The sequence below is a fragment of the Rhizobium sp. BK181 genome, assembly GCF_014193305.1.
Classification (GTDB): Bacteria; Pseudomonadota; Alphaproteobacteria; order Rhizobiales; family Rhizobiaceae; genus Rhizobium.
On sequence record NZ_JACHZA010000001.1, the window covers coordinates 828,980 to 845,458 of the forward strand.

The window sequence follows — 16,479 nt, forward strand, 5'->3', positions numbered from 1 at the left end:
TATTGAAAGTTCCCAGTTTCCAGAACTAGATGAGCGCGCAAATGGGAGAGACCGCGTGCCAAAGCCGATCGAGGCCGCCAGCGCCGATATACTACGCCGCCAACGGCAGTACCGGTTCGTTGTTATAGCGATCGGCGCCCTCCTCGTTGCGCTCGGCGCGGTCGTGATCGTCGCCTGGATCGCGCAGATCCAGAGTATTCTCTCAGTGCTGCCCGGCTTCTCGTCAATGGCCCTGAACACGGCCCTATGCTTTGCGCTCTCCGGGCTCGGTCTCATCTCCTCCGTTCAACCCGGTCAGCGCGGTCACATGCTGGCATTCCTGCTCTTCAGCCTTGCGGCAGCGATGAGCGGACAGCGTCTGATCGAAATCCTGTTTGTCGGAAATCAGGCGCAGATCGTCGAGCGCTTTCTCGCAAGCCTGATCGTTGACCCCGACTTTACCGCGAGGGTCAATCGCGGCATGGCCCCGAATACGGCGGTCATCTTCTTCGTCGCCAGCCTCTCGCTCGCTTTTGCGCTCTCCGGGCGAGCGGACCGAACACAGCTTGTGCAGGAGCTTGTCGGCTATGTCGTCATAGGTCTCGGCATGGCAGCGCTTGCCGGCTATGCGACGCGGTCTGAGCAAGGATACCAGTGGGGTGCCAATATCGGCATGGCCGTCCATACCGCGGCTGGGCTGGTGCTGCTCGGCTCAGCGATGCTGGCACGCTCCTGGTGGCCGAATCCGGAAAGTCGCGGCCGCATGCCGATCTGGTTGCCGGCAGTCGTTTGCCTTACCGGCTTATTCGTCGATCTCTATACGCCGCTCGGCGTGGCCAACGGCATTCTCTATGTGCCTCTCGTGCTCGCCTCCTTGTGGTTCGGCAACAAGAATGCACCCTTTTCCTTCGCGTTTGCTTGCTCCGTGCTCGTGTCGCTCGGGTTCTTTGCGGTGGATCGGGCGGGCGCAGGCTACTGGTACGAGGCCACCAACCGAGCCATCACCATAGCGACGCTGTGGCTGGTTGCCCTGCTCGTCTTCTATTTTCTCCGCAAGGACAGCAGCCTGAATGCGGAACGCATTCGCTTCGACAGCGTCATCAGAAACACGCCGAACGCCGTGATCGCCATAAACGCGGAAGGCTTAATCTCGCTGTTCAATCCGGCAGCGGAGAAAATTTTTGGCTATGCCGCCAAAGAAGCTATCGGCCAGAACGTTCGACTGCTGATGCCGGAGCCCTATCATTCCGAGCATGAGAGCTATCTTGCTCGGTACGCCCGGACCGGCGAAAAGCATATCCTCGGAACAACGCGGTCCGTTTCCGGCAGACGCAAGGGCGGCGAGGTATTTCCTCTCGATCTCTCAGTGAGTCGGTTGGCAACGGACACGACCATTGCCTTCGTCGGCATCCTTCGCGACATTAGCGATCGCGTCGCGCATGAGGAGCAGCTGAAGACGATGTTTCGCCAACTGCAGGCCTATACGGCCGATCTCGAGCGCAGCAATGCGGATCTCGACGAGTTCGCCTACATCGCCTCGCATGACCTCAAGGAGCCCCTGCGCGGTCTGCACAATCACTCCCGTTTTCTCCTGGAGGACTATCAAAGCCAGCTCGACGAGGATGGCACCAGGCGTCTCAACCGGCTTGTTCTCCTTAGCCAGCGGATGGAGAAGCTGGTCAACGACCTCCTCTATTTTTCGCGCATCGGGCGGCAGCAGCTGGCAATCAAGCGCAGCGATGTCAACGCGATCGTCGGGGACGTCGTTTCGACCATGGAACTCTATCTGGAGGAGCGCCATGCCAAGGTTCAGGTCGAAGGTCGCCTGCCGGAGATCGTCTGCGATGCTCTGCGGTTGACGGAGGTCTACCGCAACCTGATCACCAATGCTGTCAAGTACAACGACAAGCCCGACCCCATCGTAACAATCGGACATCTCCAGCAATTCACGGGCAATGATGGCACTTCGGCACGCGACGTCTTCTTCGTCAGGGACAATGGCAAGGGCATTCCGGCTGAGTTCCACGAAGACATTTTTCGTATTTTCAAACGGCTGGAAAAGCCTAAGGATTCCGACGACGGTACCGGAGCCGGGCTGACCTTCGTGCGCAAGATCATTGCCCGGCATGAGGGCGATATCTGGCTGGAGTCCGAGGTGGGGCGCGGAACGACCTTCTACTTCACCTTGGGCCACAAACGAGAGGACCAGAATGCCACAGCGTGAATCACAGCCGATCCTCATCGTCGAGGACAGCGAAGACGATTTCGAGGCAACGCTGCGCGCCTTTCAGCGTGCCAAGCTGAAGAATCCTATCCGTTGGGCAGCGTCGGGGCAGGATGCCCTGGAAGCGCTGGCCGCCATGATGCCGCGACCCGGCCTGATCCTGTTGGATCTGAACATGCCAGGCCTCGACGGCCGCAAGACGCTGGAGGCGATCAAATCCAATCCGGAATGGCGCAAGATCCCGGTCGTGATCCTGACGACATCCGACGACGAGCGCGACATCGAAGGGTGCTATGCGCTCGGCGCCAATACCTATGTGCAGAAGCCGGTGGATCTCGATGGCCTCTTCGCCGCCATACAGCGGCTGAAGGAATACTGGTTCGAGATCGCCATCCTACCCGCCGATGGGGACGACCGTGGCTGACGACTGCGCCATACTCATCGTCGATGACAACGTCGACGACCGCGAATTCTATCGACGCATGCTCTCGCGGGTGTCCGAGGCCCACTACAGTGTTCGCGAGGCCGAAAGCGGCGACGAGGGAGTCGCACTTAGCCTTCTGAAACGTCCTGACTGTATCTTGCTGGACTACTCTCTGCCCGGCCGCGACGGCATCGGCGTGCTGGAAGAAATCCTGAAACAGGATCCGACCGCAAACGTCGTCATGCTGACCGGCCAAGGAAGCGAAACCATCGCCGTCGAGGTGATGAAGGCCGGAGCTCGCGACTACCTGACGAAGGATTCGCTCTCCCCTCAAACTCTTCATTGGTGCATCCAGAACGCCATCATGCATGGCGACCTCGAAGCCAAGCTGGAGCAGAAGCGGCAGTCGCTGGAAATCTTTACCCGCGCGATGGCGCATGACCTGAAGGAGCCGCTGCGCACGATCCGGTCGTTCAGCAAGATCCTGCAGGTTTCCCCGACGTTGTCAGACGAGGACCGCGAATTGCTGGACTACGTCGTCGGGGCAGCGGGTCACATGGAAGATCTCATCGTAAAGGTTTCCGGCTTTACCAAGCTCGAGGCTTCGGGCGAGCTGGAGTTGAAGCCCATCGCGCTTGCGGCAGTGATCGAACGCGTGGAGAGCAACCTTCGTGAACAGATCGCCAGTTCCGGCGCGTCGCTTTCCTATGGCGACCTGCCCGAAGTAATGGGCGATACAACGCTATTGGTGCAGTTGCTGCAGAACGTCGTCTCGAATGCAATCCGCTACTGCGTCGATCGGCCAGAAATCCATGTCTCCGCGGCAAGCGATGGTGAGATATGCCGCCTAGCCGTCCAGGACAACGGTCCAGGTATCGACGCGGAGCATCGCGAGGTCATCTTCCAGCCGTTCAAACGACTGGTGGGACGCGGCATCGAGGGCACGGGGCTCGGACTTGCAATCTGCCGGCGCATCGCGCAGCTGCATGGCGGCGCGATCTGGTGCGAAAGCAGGCAGGCCACAGGTTCGACCTTCGTCGTCGAATTGCCGCTTGCCAGACCCGCTGCCTCCGCTTCGGCAAATGTGCCGTATGGACATGCTGCCAATGTGTTGTCGCCAGCACCCGAAGGCTCGCCCAGGCTTGCCGAGGTTCTACTCGTCGAGGATAGCCCTGCGGACGTTCAACTGCTGAAGATCAAGCTGATGCAACGCGCCAAGGTGAACTTCAACCTCCATGTCGCCGGCAACGGCCGCGATGCCATGCGACTACTGCAGGAGCGGGCGACATCAGATGGCATCCCTGGAATCGACCTCATGCTGCTCGACATCAACATGCCGATCATGGACGGTTTCGAGGTTCTCGGGGCGCTTTCGGCGGACGCGCGGCTGAAGACCATTCCCGTTTGCATCCTGAGCACTTCTAGCGACGAAAGCGACATCCAGCAGGCAAAAAGACTTGGCGCTAGCGCCTACATGACCAAGCCGCCGACCCTCCAACAGTTTCAGGAGGCCTTGGCCGGACTGGACAGTTTGGATTTGAAGCCGCGCGGAGATAGCCTAGTTCTTTATGCGGAACCTTCGAGGCAAACTCCAATTGTAACGGCATGACGTTTATACTCGCACTGATTCTGGCGCTTACGACGCCCTCCACGCCATCCGGACTGAACTCAATGGTATCTGGCATCCATCACGTGACCCTTCTGACCCGAAAGGTTCAGGCCAACGTGGATTTCTACGCGGGGTTTCTCGGCATGCGGCTGGTCAAGCAGACCGCGGGCTTCGAAGACGCCACGCAGCTTCATCTCTTCTACGGAGACACCGTGGGCAGCCCCGGCTCGTTGGTGACCTTCCTCGTCTGGGAGGATGGTTCGCCCGGTCGTGTCGGCCATAGCCAGATCGGCGAACTCGCGCTTGCCATCGATCCCTCCAGTATCGGTTATTGGCTGACGCGCTGCATGAGTTTCGGGTTTCGCTCAGAAGGTCCGGCCGACGAGTTTGGCGAACCCGTGCTGCGGCTGAAAGACCCCGATAACATCATCGTCAAGCTTGCCGGCGCTCGTAATCTGAAGTCCCCGGCCGCCTGGGATGGCGCCGGCGTGCCGATCGAGCATGCCGTGCAGCGCGTGCGCGGCGTTACCATGCTGACGGAAAAACCGGCAGAAAGCCGTGACTTCGTGGAGCGGCATTTCGGCTATCGCTTCCAGGAGCGCCGCGGCAACATCGAACGGCTTGTCTCTGAATCGGGCGATATTGTCGACGTCAGAAACGCTCAGGGCTTCTGGGCCGGCGCGCCGGGCACAGGGACTGCCGACCACGTCGCTTTCCGCGCCGCCGACGAAAAGCAGCTCCATAAGGTACACGATGCGCTGAAGGATGGCGGCGCGGCGGCGACGAACCTGCACGATCGCAAATATTTCGAATCGCTTTACGCCCGCGAGCCGGGCGGCACGCTAATCGAACTGGCGACAGACAAGCCCGGTATGATGGTGGACGAGCCGCAGGCCACACTCGGCACCAAGCTCTTCGTCCCCAAGGATCCGATCACTGACCTCAAGGACCTCAAGGTCGTGCTGCCGCAGTTTTCGATGCCGGGCGAGCCGCGCGTCAACTATCGCGACCTGCCGTTCGTGCACCGCTTCTATACGCCGCCAAATCCTGACGGCAGCGTGCTCGTGCTGTTGCACGGTTCGGGCGGTAACGAAACGACCCTGATGCCGCTCCTGCATGAGGCGGCTCCGCGCGCCACGCTGCTCGGCGTGCGCGGACGGGCGACCGAGGAAGGCATCCCGCGCTGGTACAAGCGCATCACGCCGTTCTCCTTCGACCAGGATGACATCAAGAGCGAAGCAGAGGCCTTCGCCGCCTTTATCGAGGGCGCCGTGTCGTCATACGGTATGGATCCCAAGAAGATCGTCTATGTCGGCTATTCCAATGGCGCGAACCTGCTCAACTCGTTGCTCTATCTGCATCCGAATCTGGTGCACCGTGCGGTGCTGTTGCGTTCCATGCCTGTTTTGAAGACCTATCCGCATGCCGATCTGAAAGGCACGGATCTTCTTGTTATCAGCGGAAAGACGGATGCCTACGGAAAGTATGCGAACGAACTCGAAACGCGCCTCAAGCAATCGGGCGCGACAGTCGATTCGGATGTCATCTCCGGCGGACACGACCTCGGCGAGGGAGACGTCTCGATCATCCAGAAATGGCTGTCGCAGCAAATCAACTGAGCAGAGCGCCTTGTGGCGAAGGGCATCAGCGTCGAGCGATTCGGCTACAGCGCCTTGGCATAACTGGGGATAATAGCCCCCTTGCGAGCAAGGCGTTTGCCTGCGTGCTCCGACCCATGCCCATGCGCCCGCAGTTTTGCCAGTTGTTGGCAGAGTAGTATTTAACGTCCGCACAGCGGCGGTAGCGGACAACACTACGTTGGCGGCATGAGACGACGATGAAGACATGCGAAATGGCCCTCCAACAGATCCGATGGCTATCTATTCTCGAATCTGCACAGTGATCGCGCCATGCCGTTGGCTATGGCCAATGCTACCCAGAAGGGTGTTTGTGATCGTTTCTGTTGAGGACTACCGACTGCCGCAACGATTATTGCAAGCACTTATCGACAAAATACTTCTTATTGCATTTTGACGGTCGAATACTATAGAAACAACCGAAGCCGCACCAATCTTCTTTAATTTTGGCAAGCTAAAAATTCTTCGGTGCTTAGGTAGAACTACATAAGATTATTTTTCATTGTTATTTTTACGATTAACTTTGATTTGTGACAAAATCTATATTTGTATTTATTTTCTATCTTCTTGAGGCAAGAAATTACCACATTCGTCTGCGAACTGCTCCAACTGTTCTATTTTGCTGCAGCGCAAAAAGCTCCTTGCCGAAGCGGGGTCTCAGCCCTATCCTCGCCTCGACATCGATCGCAGAAGGGGAAATTGCATGCCTCCTCGGCCCGTGGACATCAGCCTGATTATCTCGTCGAGAAATCGGGCCTATGGACTGACGAACTGCCTGGATGCCGTGTCTGTTGCCGCCCGGCAGGCAGACTATCTGAGAGTTGAGCTGGTCTTCGTGGACAATGGATCCACGGACGAGACGTCGGACGTCGTTCGCCAATGGGCGTCGACCGCGCCGATCAAGACCAACTTGATCTACGAAGCGAAGCCCGGCCTCGCCGTGGCCCGCAACACGGGCCTGAACGCCGCCAGAGGTCGCATCCTTGCCTTTACCGACGACGACTGCGAGATTTTCCCAGACTATTTCACGACGCTTGCGGCGCTTTTCAGCTCGGATACCGAGATGGTCATGCGCGGTGGACGGATCGAACTCGGTGATGCCCGCGACCTGCCGGTGACGATCAAGCCTGAGATGGAACCCGCGGTGCTGACCAGCGACTTGCACGCCGGCGGCTTCATTCATGGCGCCAACATGGCGTTTCCGCATGGCCTGGTCGAAAGGATCGGCCTCTTCGACACGCGTTTCGGGGCCGGCACGCCTTTCCGCTCCGGCGAAGACACGGATTATGTCCACCGCGCCTTCAATGCCGGCGTGCGCGTCGAATATCTGCCCGATTTTGCCGTCAAGCACTTTCATGGACGGCGTGATCTCGCTGATATCAAGCGCCTGCAGACCGGCTACGCCTTCGGCAACGGAGCGCTGTACGCCAAATATCTCTTCGATCGTCGCTCGAACATGCGCGGCATGTTGCGCTGGGAAATCCGCCAGGCGCTCATGGAAGCCATGGGGCGCCAGAAACTCAACGAGGACCTTGGCCTGACCTATCGCAGCCAGCTTCGTGACAACCTGACCGGCATGCTCGCCTACTGGCGGGCGCCGAAGGCAAAGCAGCCCGCCTAGGGCGCTCGCCTCACCGTCAACGGAAACACGCGAGACCGATCGCGAGCCAGATTCGATTGGATAATGCATGGCCGATACGGCAATTGCGCACGCCGAGCTTAAGAAGAAAACCGCGCTCTCCGTCCTTTGGTCGGTCGTCCGCGTGGCCTGGAGCACGATCGCAACCTTTGTGATCTTCGTCATCCTGGCGCGCATTCTCGGGCCGGGCGATTTCGGGACCTTCGCGCTTGCGAGCCTGTTCGTGGAAATCGGCCGCGTGTTGGCTTATGCGGGCCTCGGCGATGCCGTCACGCGCCAGCTCGATCTCGACGAGGAGCTTGCCGACACGGCCTTCTGGGCGACGATCGCCTTCAGCGGCATCGTTGCCTCGCTGGTGTTCTTCTTCGCGCCCTACTACGGCGATCTGGTGCGCGACCCATCGGTCTCAGGCATTCTACGCTGGCTGGCGCCGCTGCTTCCGATTTCCTCGCTGGCAGTCATCCACAATGCCCGCCTTGCCCGCGAGTTCGGCCACAAGAGCCTTGCCGGGCAGGCGATCGCCGCCAGCCTGCTGTCCGGCATCACCGCCGTCGTCTGCGCTTTCCTCGGCTGGGGCGTCTGGGCGCTCGTAGCGCAGACCGCGGTCAACGCTGCCGTGACCGTGCTCCTCGGCTGGTTCTACTATCCCTGGATGCCGAAGTTTCGCTTCAACGTGCCGATGTTCCGGTCCGTTTTCCTCTTCAGCATCAGCCTCGTGGTCACCCAGCTGATGTGGATGCTGCTTGCCCGCGTGCAGGACATCTTCATTTCGCGCTGGTTCGGCCCGGTCGAAGTCGGCCGCTACCGCATTGCCTGGCGACTGATCGAGCTGATCGGACAAGCGGTGCTGGCGCCGATCGGCAGCGTGTCGCTCGTGACGCTGTCGCGCCTGCAGAACGACCACACGGCCTTCCGCAATGCCTATAACAAGATCGTCGGCGCTGCCGCGCTCGGAACCATCCCGCTGCTGCTCGGCTTCGGCGCTCTGTCCAACGACATGATCGCCCTGCTCTTCGGCGACAAGTGGGGCAATGCCGGCGATATCGCCACCGTTCTCGTGCTGATGGCGGTTCCTTTTGTCATGAACTTCTTCGCCTCGTCGGCGCTTTCTGCGGTCAACCGGGCGGAATCGATCCTGTCCGTCGCTGCCCTGCAGCTCGCGACGACGTTGATCCTCACCTGGCTGCTCGTCCCCTACGGCGTCGTGGCCGTTGCCGCGGGCTACACATTGCGGGCCTGGCTGACGATGCCCTATCAGCAATATGTGCTTGCACGATATGCGCATATCGACGCCAAGAGCACGTTGAAGGCTGTCGCCCTGCCCTTCTGCGGCGCGGCGTTGATGGCGGTCTGCGTCTGGTTCGCACATCCAGTCATCCTCGCACATATTCAAAACCGCTGGCTGGCGCTCGGCCTCAGCATCGGTCTTGGCGGACTGATTTACCTCGCCTTCCTGCCGATCTTCGGCCGCTCGGTCATCCGTCCGTACATCGCGCTTGCCATGTCCCTCAACCCATTCCGCAAACAGGCCGAAGCCTAGCCGCTTGCATGGACCCAAGTGTCCGCAAACAAGGAGCATTCCATGGAATCCAATATTACGATCATCAACCGTCTTCAGGGTGTGATCGCCAATTGCCTTTCCGATCTCTTTGATCCGTCCGAGCGTTTTGCGCTTCTCGACTTCCCGAACCACTACAACATCGGCGACAGTGCCATCTGGCTTGGCGAACTGGCCTATTTTGACCGGAAGCGCACCCGTCCGACCTACGTGACCGAGATCCCGACCTACGATGAAGGCCGGATGCTCAGCGCGATCGGCAACGGTCGCATCTTCCTGCACGGCGGCGGCAATTTCGGTGACATCTGGGCCGGCTACCGCCAGTTCCGCGAAGGTCTGCTCGACAAGCACAAGGGCCGGCCGATCGTGCAGATGCCGCAGACCATTCATTTCAAGGAACAGGCGAACGTCGACAGCACCGCGCGCGCGATCGAGCGTCACGGTCAGTTCACGCTGCTCGTCCGCGACCAGCGAAGCCTGGAATTTGCCCAGCGCTGGTTCCAGTGTGAGACGCGCCTTTGCCCCGACATGGCCTTCTGCATCGGTCCGGTCGCTCGACCGACGCCGCAGCACGAACTGCTGCTCAATCTGCGCGAGGACCAGGAAGTCGGTACCGCACAGGACTTGACAGCAGCAACCTTGCGTCCGGGCACCGTGAAATCGGACTGGCCCGACGAGCCTGCCGATTTCCAGCGCCAGACGAAGCACGCCGCGATCCTGAAGGGCCTTCTGACCGGCCGCATCGGCGGTCGCGCGCGGATGACCGAGCTAGCCTATCGCGAACGGGCGCAGCAGCGTTTCGACCGCGGCGTGGCTCTATTGGGCTCGGCACGCCAGGTCATTACCGACCGTATGCACGGACACATCATGTGCGTGCTTCTCGGCGCGGATCACTGCGTTCTTGATAACAGCTATGGCAAGACCAGCAGCTTCATCGCGGCCTGGGGCACCTGCAACAGCGACAAGGCGGAACTTGCCTCGACAGTCGACGAGGCGCTTGCGATCCTCGATGCGCGACGTGTCGCTCCTGCAGCGGTCGCCTGACTGAGATCAGCCTCGCCGGGCAACCAGAATCCCGGCGAGCACCACAATGCCGCCGATCGCCTGCATCGGACCGATCGGCTCGCTGAGCAGCACCCAGGCGAGGATTGCCGCCACCACCGGCTGCAGCAGCAGCGTCAGTGAGGAGAAGGCGGCTGGCAGATAGGCGAGCGCGTAGGCGATGGCCATCTGCCCTCCCGCGTGACTGACGAAGGCAAGGCCGAAGACGATTGCCCAGCCATAGGCCGTCGGCGGCAGCATGTGGCCTTCGTAGAAGAATCCAAGCGGAAAGATGCAGACAGCGGCGGATGCCGTGCTCCAGAGCATGATACGGACCGTATCGAAACGGCTGCGAAGCTTGCCGATCGCCAGGATGTAACCGGCATAGAAGACGGCGGCGATGACCGCCACACCGTCGCCACGCAAGTCGCCATTGCCGAGTGCCGCAGGGCCTCCCTTCAGGATGACCACGCCTGCAAGCGCCAATATCAGCCCGAGAACGAACACACGGGTGACGGACGCGCCGAAAAAGACAAGCCCGATCACCGTGACGAAGACGGGGGCAAGATTGGCAAGCAGCGTCGCATTGGCCACCGACGTCATGGTGATGGAGAGATGCCAGGCAGCCAGATCCATCGCGAGAACCACGCCCGGCAGGATCAGCAGGGCATAATCCGAGAGTTTTTCAGGCTTCGGGCCGGCGTTCTTGCCCTTGGCAAGCGAAAAAATGAAGAGCGGGATCAGGGCAAGCGCCACGCGCCAGAAGGCGGTTGCCATTGGGCCTACTTCCGACAGCCGAACGAAGATAGGCGAGCCGCCGATCGCCGCGCCGCCGAGGATCAGGGCGGCAAGAGCCAACCGGTTGGAGGTAGGGGGGTCTGCGATTGTGGAAGCGGCCTGCGACATGACTCTCGATGCTTTCTGAGCCGCCTGGAGGCAGGCGACGGAACGGGCCTATCAGAAGCTGTACCGAGTGGATAGCCGAGGAGCGACAAGGGTAGGCAAAAGCGTAATCTTATTGTCCGCCGATGCGCATTTGCAGCACTGCGCCCATCAACCGGAAACGACGGTCGAGAATTCGGGCGTGCCGCGGATGGTGTTGCTGACCGTACAGATCTCTTCGGCCGCATGAGCGATCTTCAAGCGCGTCTCTTCGTCGATGTCACCCTTGATCGCGAAGGCAATGTTGAATGCCTGAACCCGCGACGGACCGTCGCTTGCCTTCTCGCCCGTCACGTCTGCAGTGATCTCGGTGATGCGGTCGAGAATGCCCATCTGGCTCGCGGCGATGCGGGCGCTGAGGACCAGGCAGGCCGACAGGGACGCATATAGAAGGTCCAGCGGATTGAAACCAGGCTGCGAAGCGCCGGTGACGATATGCAACTCGCCCTTGGTGGCCGACGTGACATGCGGAAAGCCGGTGCGGCCGAGAACGGCGGTTGCGCCAACGGGACGGGGGCGCGCCTTGAGGTCAGCCATGGGAAAATCCTTTGGTGATGATAGCCTGCCCTAGATAGGGATTTTGAACCGCCGCGGCAACGCGCATTTGATCTGCTCGCGGCGGGAACAGACAATCAAAAGTGATTCGGCCAGCGACAATCGGCCCGCTCGTCAACCTCAGTTTCCCATCCCGATTTCTGAGGATAGCTCCGAGTCAGCTTCAAGGCGCAATATGCAAATGCACTAAAACAGAAACGACTCATTGGAGTTATCCATGCGAGCACTTGCGGCTGTTCCTGTTGCACCCAGCGTTATCATCGATGCCGAGCCCTTCGGCTACGTCAGAAAAGTCTATGTCGACGAAGACCCCTGCTGGGGTCTTTTCGATTCCGACGGCGACGTGATCTTTGTCGGCGACGCCGCCAGCGATTGCCATGACTACGCGGCCAAGGAACAGATCCGCATACAGATCATCCACTGAAGCTCCGGTCCGACGGCACCACACCGTCAGAGCCTGAGATCACGAGCGGATATCTGCACCAAGAGCGTTCGGCAAGGCGATCACGCCCCGCCGAACACCGCGTTGGGTGATGTCAGCGATACGAAGGTGCCGACGGTGTGACGACCACTTTTCCGCTCGAGAAGATGATGAACGCGAAGAGCAAGACGCCCACAAAGGTGACGACAGAAGCGAGCGCGACGATCGGCTCCATCGCCGCATTGCCCTGCAGCATGAGATAGAGCGACGGCACCATAAGGACGATGCCGGCCGTGTAGACGTAGTACTGGATCATGGCCAGGCGCGTCTCCGCCTTCTGCGGATTGAGCGCATGGTAACCGCCAAAGATCGCCATGGTGACCCAGCCTAACAGATTACAGTGCGCATGGGCGCCGATGACGGTGTGATCTTGGGAGATCGCCATGTTGAGACCCATGAGAATGCCGATAATCAGAAATAGAATTGCGGTCTTAAAGTATAGCTGCGAGATGCGTGGCATAGAGTATCCCCTCCGTTTGCGCCGTTAGTATTATCATTGCAAAAGCGGATTGAGAACGGCAGATGAACGGAGTTTTAACCTTCGGAAAATCATCATGTTGCCATCGCGTGAGCCATGTCCCGAAGGCGACGCTCGGGCATCGCCGCGCGGAAGTGCCACAGCCCCGCCCAGTAGCTATTTCTTAAGCACTTTCTTAAACTCATTCCCGCTATTCTGTCTCGTTGGCACATTCGCGGAGAGCGAGATGAGAGACATCTACAGACCCTTCGTCACGACAGACGACCCCGATCGGGACGTCCGCTGCCAGGACGCCCTGCAGTTTGCCTTCCGCGATCTTGTCGCAGCATCGGTCGAGGCGGGCTGGAGCGAGCATGAAGCGCTCGAGGCCATCATCACGCTCGCGGACGACGGCCTAAGGCGGATCGGCGCCAATGATGACGCGCAGACACTGCTCGACGTGCTGCGCAGGATGGCGTAATTCCGCTCGACCTCAGCGGACCACCGGCGGTCGCAATAGCCTTCGTAAAAATTGCTCGAAGAGCTTGTATCATTCCCGTGGAATGAGAGTACACTAATGAAATCGGCCCCATAAGATTAATCGGCGGGGACTGCTTGGGAGTTTTTACGTGCTCTTGCCGCTTTAGCGAAGGGCACAAAAATGCTCCAATCTCTCATATCGCTTACAGACCACGATGTTGCGCGCGTTACCGAAGCCGTTCGGCAATGGTGTTCCGCCCAACGGATCGACGTTGACAGCAGTGAAGGGCATCGCGCCCTTACCGTCGCAATCGATCTTGTCCTGACGAGGCGAGGCGAAGCGCTGTTCGAGGAACTCGTCCAGCGGCTCGACCGCGAATAGCCCTATCGGGCCCGATGCTGGCGGGCGACCGTGGCAGAGCGATCAGGGTGCCGTGACTCGCTCTGGATGGGGATTGTCTGCGTACGAGATATCCATAACAATATGGCGTTGAGAGCTGTCATTCGGATCCAGACGGGGGGACAAGATGAACAACGCCTCAAGTCCCGAACGCGTTACATCGGCTGGGCACAGGCTCAGTGGCGGCAGGCATCTTGACGTTCACTACTTGGCGCTAAAGGACGAGTACGATGCTACGCTTCGCGCCACCGGCATCCGACCCGGTTGGTCGGTGCTTGACGCTGGTGCCGGGAATGGGGTCTTCCTGCCTTTGATGGCGGACTTGCTGGGTAGCCAGGGACACATCGAGGCTCTGGATCTGGCACCCGAAAATATCGAGGCAATCGAAAGCCTGATTGCCGATCAACAATTTCCCTGTCCGATAAGCACGCGAACCGGAGACATGACCGCGCTGCCACAAGAGGCGGGAACGTTTGATGCGGTTTGGAGCGCGAACGCCAGCCAATATCTGAGTGACGAACAGCTCGCCCGCGCAATCGAGGAGTTTCGCCGCGTCGTAAAGCCAGGCGGGCTCGTTGCCGTGAAAGAGGTCGACATCTCGGTTTGGCAATATCAGCCGCAAGATCCCAGACTCATGTGGCGGCTGCTCGATGCGCTATCCGGCGATACGCAGATCTCCGGCGCCATGCGGGGAACGCGCTTGCCAGCCTGGTTTCGAGCGGCGGGCCTTGAGCGCGTCTCTGCCATCACGACACTCGCAGAGCGACGTCAGCCGCTAAAGCCGGTGGAGCACGAGTATATCCGCAACAACCTCGAATTCTTATCCAGGCTCGCTCGAACCTGTGACCTGTCGGAAGCGGATCATGACCAATGGAAGGCGATTGGCGAAGAGCCGGACCGCCTGATTTCCGACCCCGACTTCTGCTACCGTGAAATGTGGGTCCTCAGCCTGGGTATCGTGCCGAAGCGCTGAGCCGAACATCAAAGTTGTTCGACACCCGAAAGGTCAACCAGCCCTCTCGGAAAGAACAGGATCTAATTTGGAGTGGTTCGTTCGGAACCATTTGAAAGCAAGTTTTTGGAGTGGTGCCCAGAGCCGGAATCGAACCAGCGACACGCGGATTTTCAATCCGCTGCTCTACCAACTGAGCTATCTGGGCTAACCCGCTTCATGCAGATTCTTTCCTGAGAAAGAACCGGGGACCTTGGTTCGCCCCGGAAGCGAGCGGGGTTATAGCATCTTGTCCGGACATGGCAAGCGTCAAAATGACAGTTTTTTGAGACGTCTTGGATTTTTCCGGATTCATCAACGAATTTAATGGCTTCGCCCGTGGAAAACGAGCCTATTCGTTGTCCTCGTGCTCCGCTTTTGCTTCGTCGTCGGCAACGGGTATGGCGTAGGAGCCGGAGAGCCAGCGCGAAAGATCGAGCTCACGGCAGCGGTTCGAGCAAAACGGATAGTGTTCGCGGCTCGACGGCTTGCCGCATTCCGGGCAGGGCCGTGTCTTTCGCAGCGGTTCGACCTTGGCGGTTTTGTTTTCGTCAGACATCAGCGTCCCTTCGAGGATCAGCCCTCGGGCCACCGGCTGTGCACGTCAAAGCCTTCGCCGGTCAGCAGAAGGATGGTTTCATAAAGTGGCAGACCAACGACATTGGTGTAGGAACCGACCATCTTCTGCACGAATGTGCCGGCCAGCCCCTGGATGCCATAGGCGCCGGCCTTGCCGCGCCATTGCCCGGAGGCAAGGTAGTTCTCGATCTCGAAACCGGAAAGGCGCTTGAAGCGCACCTTGGTCTCAACGATCTTCTGCCTGACCTTGCGGTCTGGCGTGACCAGGCAGACGCCGGTGTAAACCCAGTGGCTGCGGCCGGACAGGAGATAGAGCGAGGCCGATGCCTCATCCGCGAACTCGGCCTTCCCCAAGATACGGCGACCGACGGCAACGACGGTATCGGCGGAGAGGATATAGCTGCCCTTCCACGTCATGTCGCCCTTGATGGCGGCAAGGGCCGCCTCGGCTTTTTCCGTCGACAGGCGCCGCGCAAGCGATCGCGGGTGCTCCGACTTCTTCGGCGTCTCGTCTATGTCCATCGGCATCAGACGCGAGGGCTCGATCCCTGCCTGGTTCAGCAGATCGACGCGGCGGGGCGAGCCGGAAGCCAGAATGAGCTTGTATTTCAGCGCCATGGAACCTCGACCACCGGGAGACGGAGACAACGGCCTTTCGAGACCAGGCCTACTTGAAGCGGTAGGTGATGCGGCCCTTGGTCAGGTCGTAGGGGGTCATTTCGACGAGGACCTTGTCGCCTGCGAGAACGCGAATGCGGTTCTTGCGCATGCGGCCGGCCGTGTGGGCGATGATCTCGTGTTCGTTTTCGAGCTTTACGCGGAACGTCGCGTTCGGCAGAAGCTCGGTTACAATACCCGGAAATTCGAGGACTTCTTCTTTAGGCATATATTGGTTTTCTTCCTGTCGGTTGAGATGGCAGCCACAGCCGCCCAAAATTTTGCGCGGAAACTACACAATCAATGGGGGTTTGTGAACCTAATTGATCGTGTTTCTGTCATTTGTTTCACGCCGATTGCGCGGCGGTGGAGTTTCGTCTCACCAGCCGGCTCTCAATCAGTTCCGTCAGGTGGTCGCGGACTTCGCGGTAACTGTCCAGAATCTGCTCCCGCGTGCCTTGAACAACGGTCGGATCCAGGGTCGGCCAATACATCACTTCGATGGCGTTTGACCGGGTCAGTTCCAGGGCAGCATGGTGCGCCTGCGGCGAGAGCGTGATGATGAGGTCGAAATAGTCATCTTCCAGTTCTTCCAGCGTGTGCGGGTGATGCCGCCCGAGCGAAAGGCCGATCTCGTCCAACGCAACGTCAACGAAAGGATCACGCTCTCCGGCACGGACGCCCGCCGACCGGATGTAGACATTGGCCGGCAACATGCTGCGAGCAATCACTTCGGCCATCGGGGAGCGGATACAGTTCATGCCGCACATGAACAGGATGGCACCCGGCCTCTTCCCTTCGCCTGCCCCGACCGGCGTTTCCATTG

Annotated in this window: 18 protein-coding genes and 1 tRNA gene; 11 read left to right on the forward strand and 8 right to left on the reverse strand. The window is 59.6% G+C overall.

The window, feature by feature from the left end; genetic code table 11:
• The first annotated feature begins 55 nt into the window (after positions 1-55).
• The 7 genes from FHT77_RS04095 to FHT77_RS04125 all read left to right on the forward strand — a co-directional run bounded on the left by FHT77_RS04095 (position 56) and on the right by FHT77_RS04125 (position 10,114).
• A complete protein-coding gene (locus tag FHT77_RS04095; protein WP_183752728.1) occupies positions 56-2,203 on the forward strand; it encodes a PAS domain S-box protein in 2,148 nt (715 codons plus the stop codon).
• Complete coding sequence (locus FHT77_RS04100) at positions 2,190-2,627, forward strand: response regulator (RefSeq protein ID WP_183752730.1); 438 nt, start codon at positions 2,190-2,192, stop codon at positions 2,625-2,627. The genes FHT77_RS04095 and FHT77_RS04100 overlap by 14 nt, the downstream gene beginning before the upstream one ends.
• A complete protein-coding gene (locus FHT77_RS04105) occupies positions 2,620-4,236 on the forward strand; it encodes a response regulator (protein ID WP_183752732.1) in 1,617 nt (538 codons plus the stop codon). Before FHT77_RS04100 ends, FHT77_RS04105 begins: the two co-directional genes overlap by 8 nt.
• Entirely contained in the window at positions 4,233-5,855 is a 1,623-nt protein-coding gene (locus FHT77_RS04110; protein WP_183752734.1) for a VOC family protein, read from the forward strand. Before FHT77_RS04105 ends, FHT77_RS04110 begins: the two co-directional genes overlap by 4 nt.
• A gap of 721 nt (positions 5,856-6,576) precedes the next feature.
• Positions 6,577-7,494, forward strand: coding sequence for a glycosyltransferase family 2 protein (locus FHT77_RS04115; protein WP_183752736.1), 918 nt, complete (start codon positions 6,577-6,579; stop codon positions 7,492-7,494).
• A 67-nt stretch (positions 7,495-7,561) separates the two neighbouring features.
• Positions 7,562-9,052, forward strand: a complete 1,491-nt coding sequence (locus FHT77_RS04120) for a lipopolysaccharide biosynthesis protein (protein WP_016552720.1) — start codon at positions 7,562-7,564, stop codon at positions 9,050-9,052.
• A gap of 42 nt (positions 9,053-9,094) precedes the next feature.
• On the forward strand, positions 9,095-10,114 hold the full coding sequence (locus FHT77_RS04125; protein WP_183752738.1) for a polysaccharide pyruvyl transferase family protein: 1,020 nt from the start codon (positions 9,095-9,097) through the stop codon (positions 10,112-10,114).
• A gap of 6 nt (positions 10,115-10,120) precedes the next feature.
• Here FHT77_RS04125 and FHT77_RS04130 read toward each other — a convergent pair whose 3' ends face one another.
• A complete protein-coding gene (locus FHT77_RS04130; protein ID WP_183752740.1) occupies positions 10,121-11,017 on the reverse strand; it encodes a DMT family transporter in 897 nt (298 codons plus the stop codon).
• 147 nt (positions 11,018-11,164) lie between these two features.
• Positions 11,165-11,590, reverse strand: a complete 426-nt coding sequence (locus FHT77_RS04135; protein ID WP_183752742.1) for an OsmC family protein — start codon at positions 11,588-11,590, stop codon at positions 11,165-11,167.
• Positions 11,591-11,825: 235 nt separating this feature from the next.
• On the opposite strand from FHT77_RS04135, the gene FHT77_RS04140 reads away from it, so the two are divergent.
• A complete protein-coding gene (locus FHT77_RS04140) occupies positions 11,826-12,032 on the forward strand; it encodes a hypothetical protein (RefSeq protein WP_016552716.1) in 207 nt (68 codons plus the stop codon).
• Positions 12,033-12,144: 112 nt separating this feature from the next.
• Here FHT77_RS04140 and FHT77_RS04145 read toward each other — a convergent pair whose 3' ends face one another.
• The gene (locus tag FHT77_RS04145) at positions 12,145-12,549 is read right to left on the reverse strand and encodes a hypothetical protein (protein ID WP_016552715.1); all 405 of its coding nucleotides are present in this window, start codon (positions 12,547-12,549) and stop codon (positions 12,145-12,147) included.
• A gap of 244 nt (positions 12,550-12,793) precedes the next feature.
• On the opposite strand from FHT77_RS04145, the gene FHT77_RS04150 reads away from it, so the two are divergent.
• The 3 genes from FHT77_RS04150 to FHT77_RS04160 all read left to right on the forward strand — a co-directional run bounded on the left by FHT77_RS04150 (position 12,794) and on the right by FHT77_RS04160 (position 14,399).
• On the forward strand, positions 12,794-13,027 hold the full coding sequence (locus FHT77_RS04150; RefSeq protein WP_183752744.1) for a hypothetical protein: 234 nt from the start codon (positions 12,794-12,796) through the stop codon (positions 13,025-13,027).
• A gap of 180 nt (positions 13,028-13,207) precedes the next feature.
• Positions 13,208-13,408: a hypothetical protein gene (locus FHT77_RS04155; protein ID WP_183752746.1), complete on the forward strand. Its 201-nt coding sequence runs from the start codon at positions 13,208-13,210 to the stop codon at positions 13,406-13,408.
• A 145-nt stretch (positions 13,409-13,553) separates the two neighbouring features.
• Positions 13,554-14,399, forward strand: a complete 846-nt coding sequence (locus FHT77_RS04160; protein WP_183752748.1) for a class I SAM-dependent methyltransferase — start codon at positions 13,554-13,556, stop codon at positions 14,397-14,399.
• A gap of 111 nt (positions 14,400-14,510) precedes the next feature.
• Here FHT77_RS04160 and FHT77_RS04165 read toward each other — a convergent pair.
• The 5 genes from FHT77_RS04165 to FHT77_RS04185 form a co-directional block, all read right to left on the reverse strand.
• Positions 14,511-14,586, reverse strand: a tRNA-Phe gene (locus FHT77_RS04165).
• 183 nt (positions 14,587-14,769) lie between these two features.
• Positions 14,770-14,976 carry a DNA gyrase inhibitor YacG gene (gene yacG / locus FHT77_RS04170; RefSeq protein ID WP_114712461.1) on the reverse strand — a complete coding sequence of 69 codons (207 nt, stop codon included), beginning with the start codon at positions 14,974-14,976 and terminating at the stop codon, positions 14,770-14,772.
• Positions 14,977-14,993: 17 nt separating this feature from the next.
• A complete protein-coding gene (locus FHT77_RS04175; RefSeq protein ID WP_016552710.1) occupies positions 14,994-15,614 on the reverse strand; it encodes a Maf-like protein in 621 nt (206 codons plus the stop codon).
• 49 nt (positions 15,615-15,663) lie between these two features.
• On the reverse strand, positions 15,664-15,882 hold the full coding sequence (gene infA, locus FHT77_RS04180; RefSeq protein WP_003545338.1) for a translation initiation factor IF-1: 219 nt from the start codon (positions 15,880-15,882) through the stop codon (positions 15,664-15,666).
• 118 nt (positions 15,883-16,000) lie between these two features.
• Complete coding sequence (locus tag FHT77_RS04185; protein WP_183752750.1) at positions 16,001-16,477, reverse strand: low molecular weight phosphatase family protein; 477 nt, start codon at positions 16,475-16,477, stop codon at positions 16,001-16,003.
• Positions 16,478-16,479: the final 2 nt, after the last annotated feature.

Bases quoted from the DNA above. Each gene is read 5' to 3' on its own strand.
- FHT77_RS04100 (WP_183752730.1), top strand. From the start codon at position 2,190: ATGCCACAGCGTGAATCACAGCCGATCCTCATCGTCGAGGACAGCGAA.
- FHT77_RS04140 (WP_016552716.1), top strand. From the start codon at position 11,826: ATGCGAGCACTTGCGGCTGTTCCTGTTGCACCCAGCGTTATCATCGAT.
- FHT77_RS04160 (WP_183752748.1), top strand. From the start codon at position 13,554: ATGAACAACGCCTCAAGTCCCGAACGCGTTACATCGGCTGGGCACAGG.
- FHT77_RS04175 (WP_016552710.1), bottom strand. From the start codon at position 15,614: ATGGCGCTGAAATACAAGCTCATTCTGGCTTCCGGCTCGCCCCGCCGC.
- FHT77_RS04150 (WP_183752744.1), top strand. From the start codon at position 12,794: ATGAGAGACATCTACAGACCCTTCGTCACGACAGACGACCCCGATCGG.
- FHT77_RS04135 (WP_183752742.1), bottom strand. From the start codon at position 11,590: ATGGCTGACCTCAAGGCGCGCCCCCGTCCCGTTGGCGCAACCGCCGTT.
- FHT77_RS04120 (WP_016552720.1), top strand. From the start codon at position 7,562: ATGGCCGATACGGCAATTGCGCACGCCGAGCTTAAGAAGAAAACCGCG.
- FHT77_RS04185 (WP_183752750.1), bottom strand. From the start codon at position 16,477: ATGGAAACGCCGGTCGGGGCAGGCGAAGGGAAGAGGCCGGGTGCCATC.
- FHT77_RS04110 (WP_183752734.1), top strand. From the start codon at position 4,233: ATGACGTTTATACTCGCACTGATTCTGGCGCTTACGACGCCCTCCACG.
- FHT77_RS04155 (WP_183752746.1), top strand. From the start codon at position 13,208: ATGCTCCAATCTCTCATATCGCTTACAGACCACGATGTTGCGCGCGTT.
- FHT77_RS04115 (WP_183752736.1), top strand. From the start codon at position 6,577: ATGCCTCCTCGGCCCGTGGACATCAGCCTGATTATCTCGTCGAGAAAT.
- yacG (WP_114712461.1), bottom strand. From the start codon at position 14,976: ATGTCTGACGAAAACAAAACCGCCAAGGTCGAACCGCTGCGAAAGACA.
- FHT77_RS04125 (WP_183752738.1), top strand. From the start codon at position 9,095: ATGGAATCCAATATTACGATCATCAACCGTCTTCAGGGTGTGATCGCC.
- infA (WP_003545338.1), bottom strand. From the start codon at position 15,882: ATGCCTAAAGAAGAAGTCCTCGAATTTCCGGGTATTGTAACCGAGCTT.
- FHT77_RS04130 (WP_183752740.1), bottom strand. From the start codon at position 11,017: ATGTCGCAGGCCGCTTCCACAATCGCAGACCCCCCTACCTCCAACCGG.
- FHT77_RS04145 (WP_016552715.1), bottom strand. From the start codon at position 12,549: ATGCCACGCATCTCGCAGCTATACTTTAAGACCGCAATTCTATTTCTG.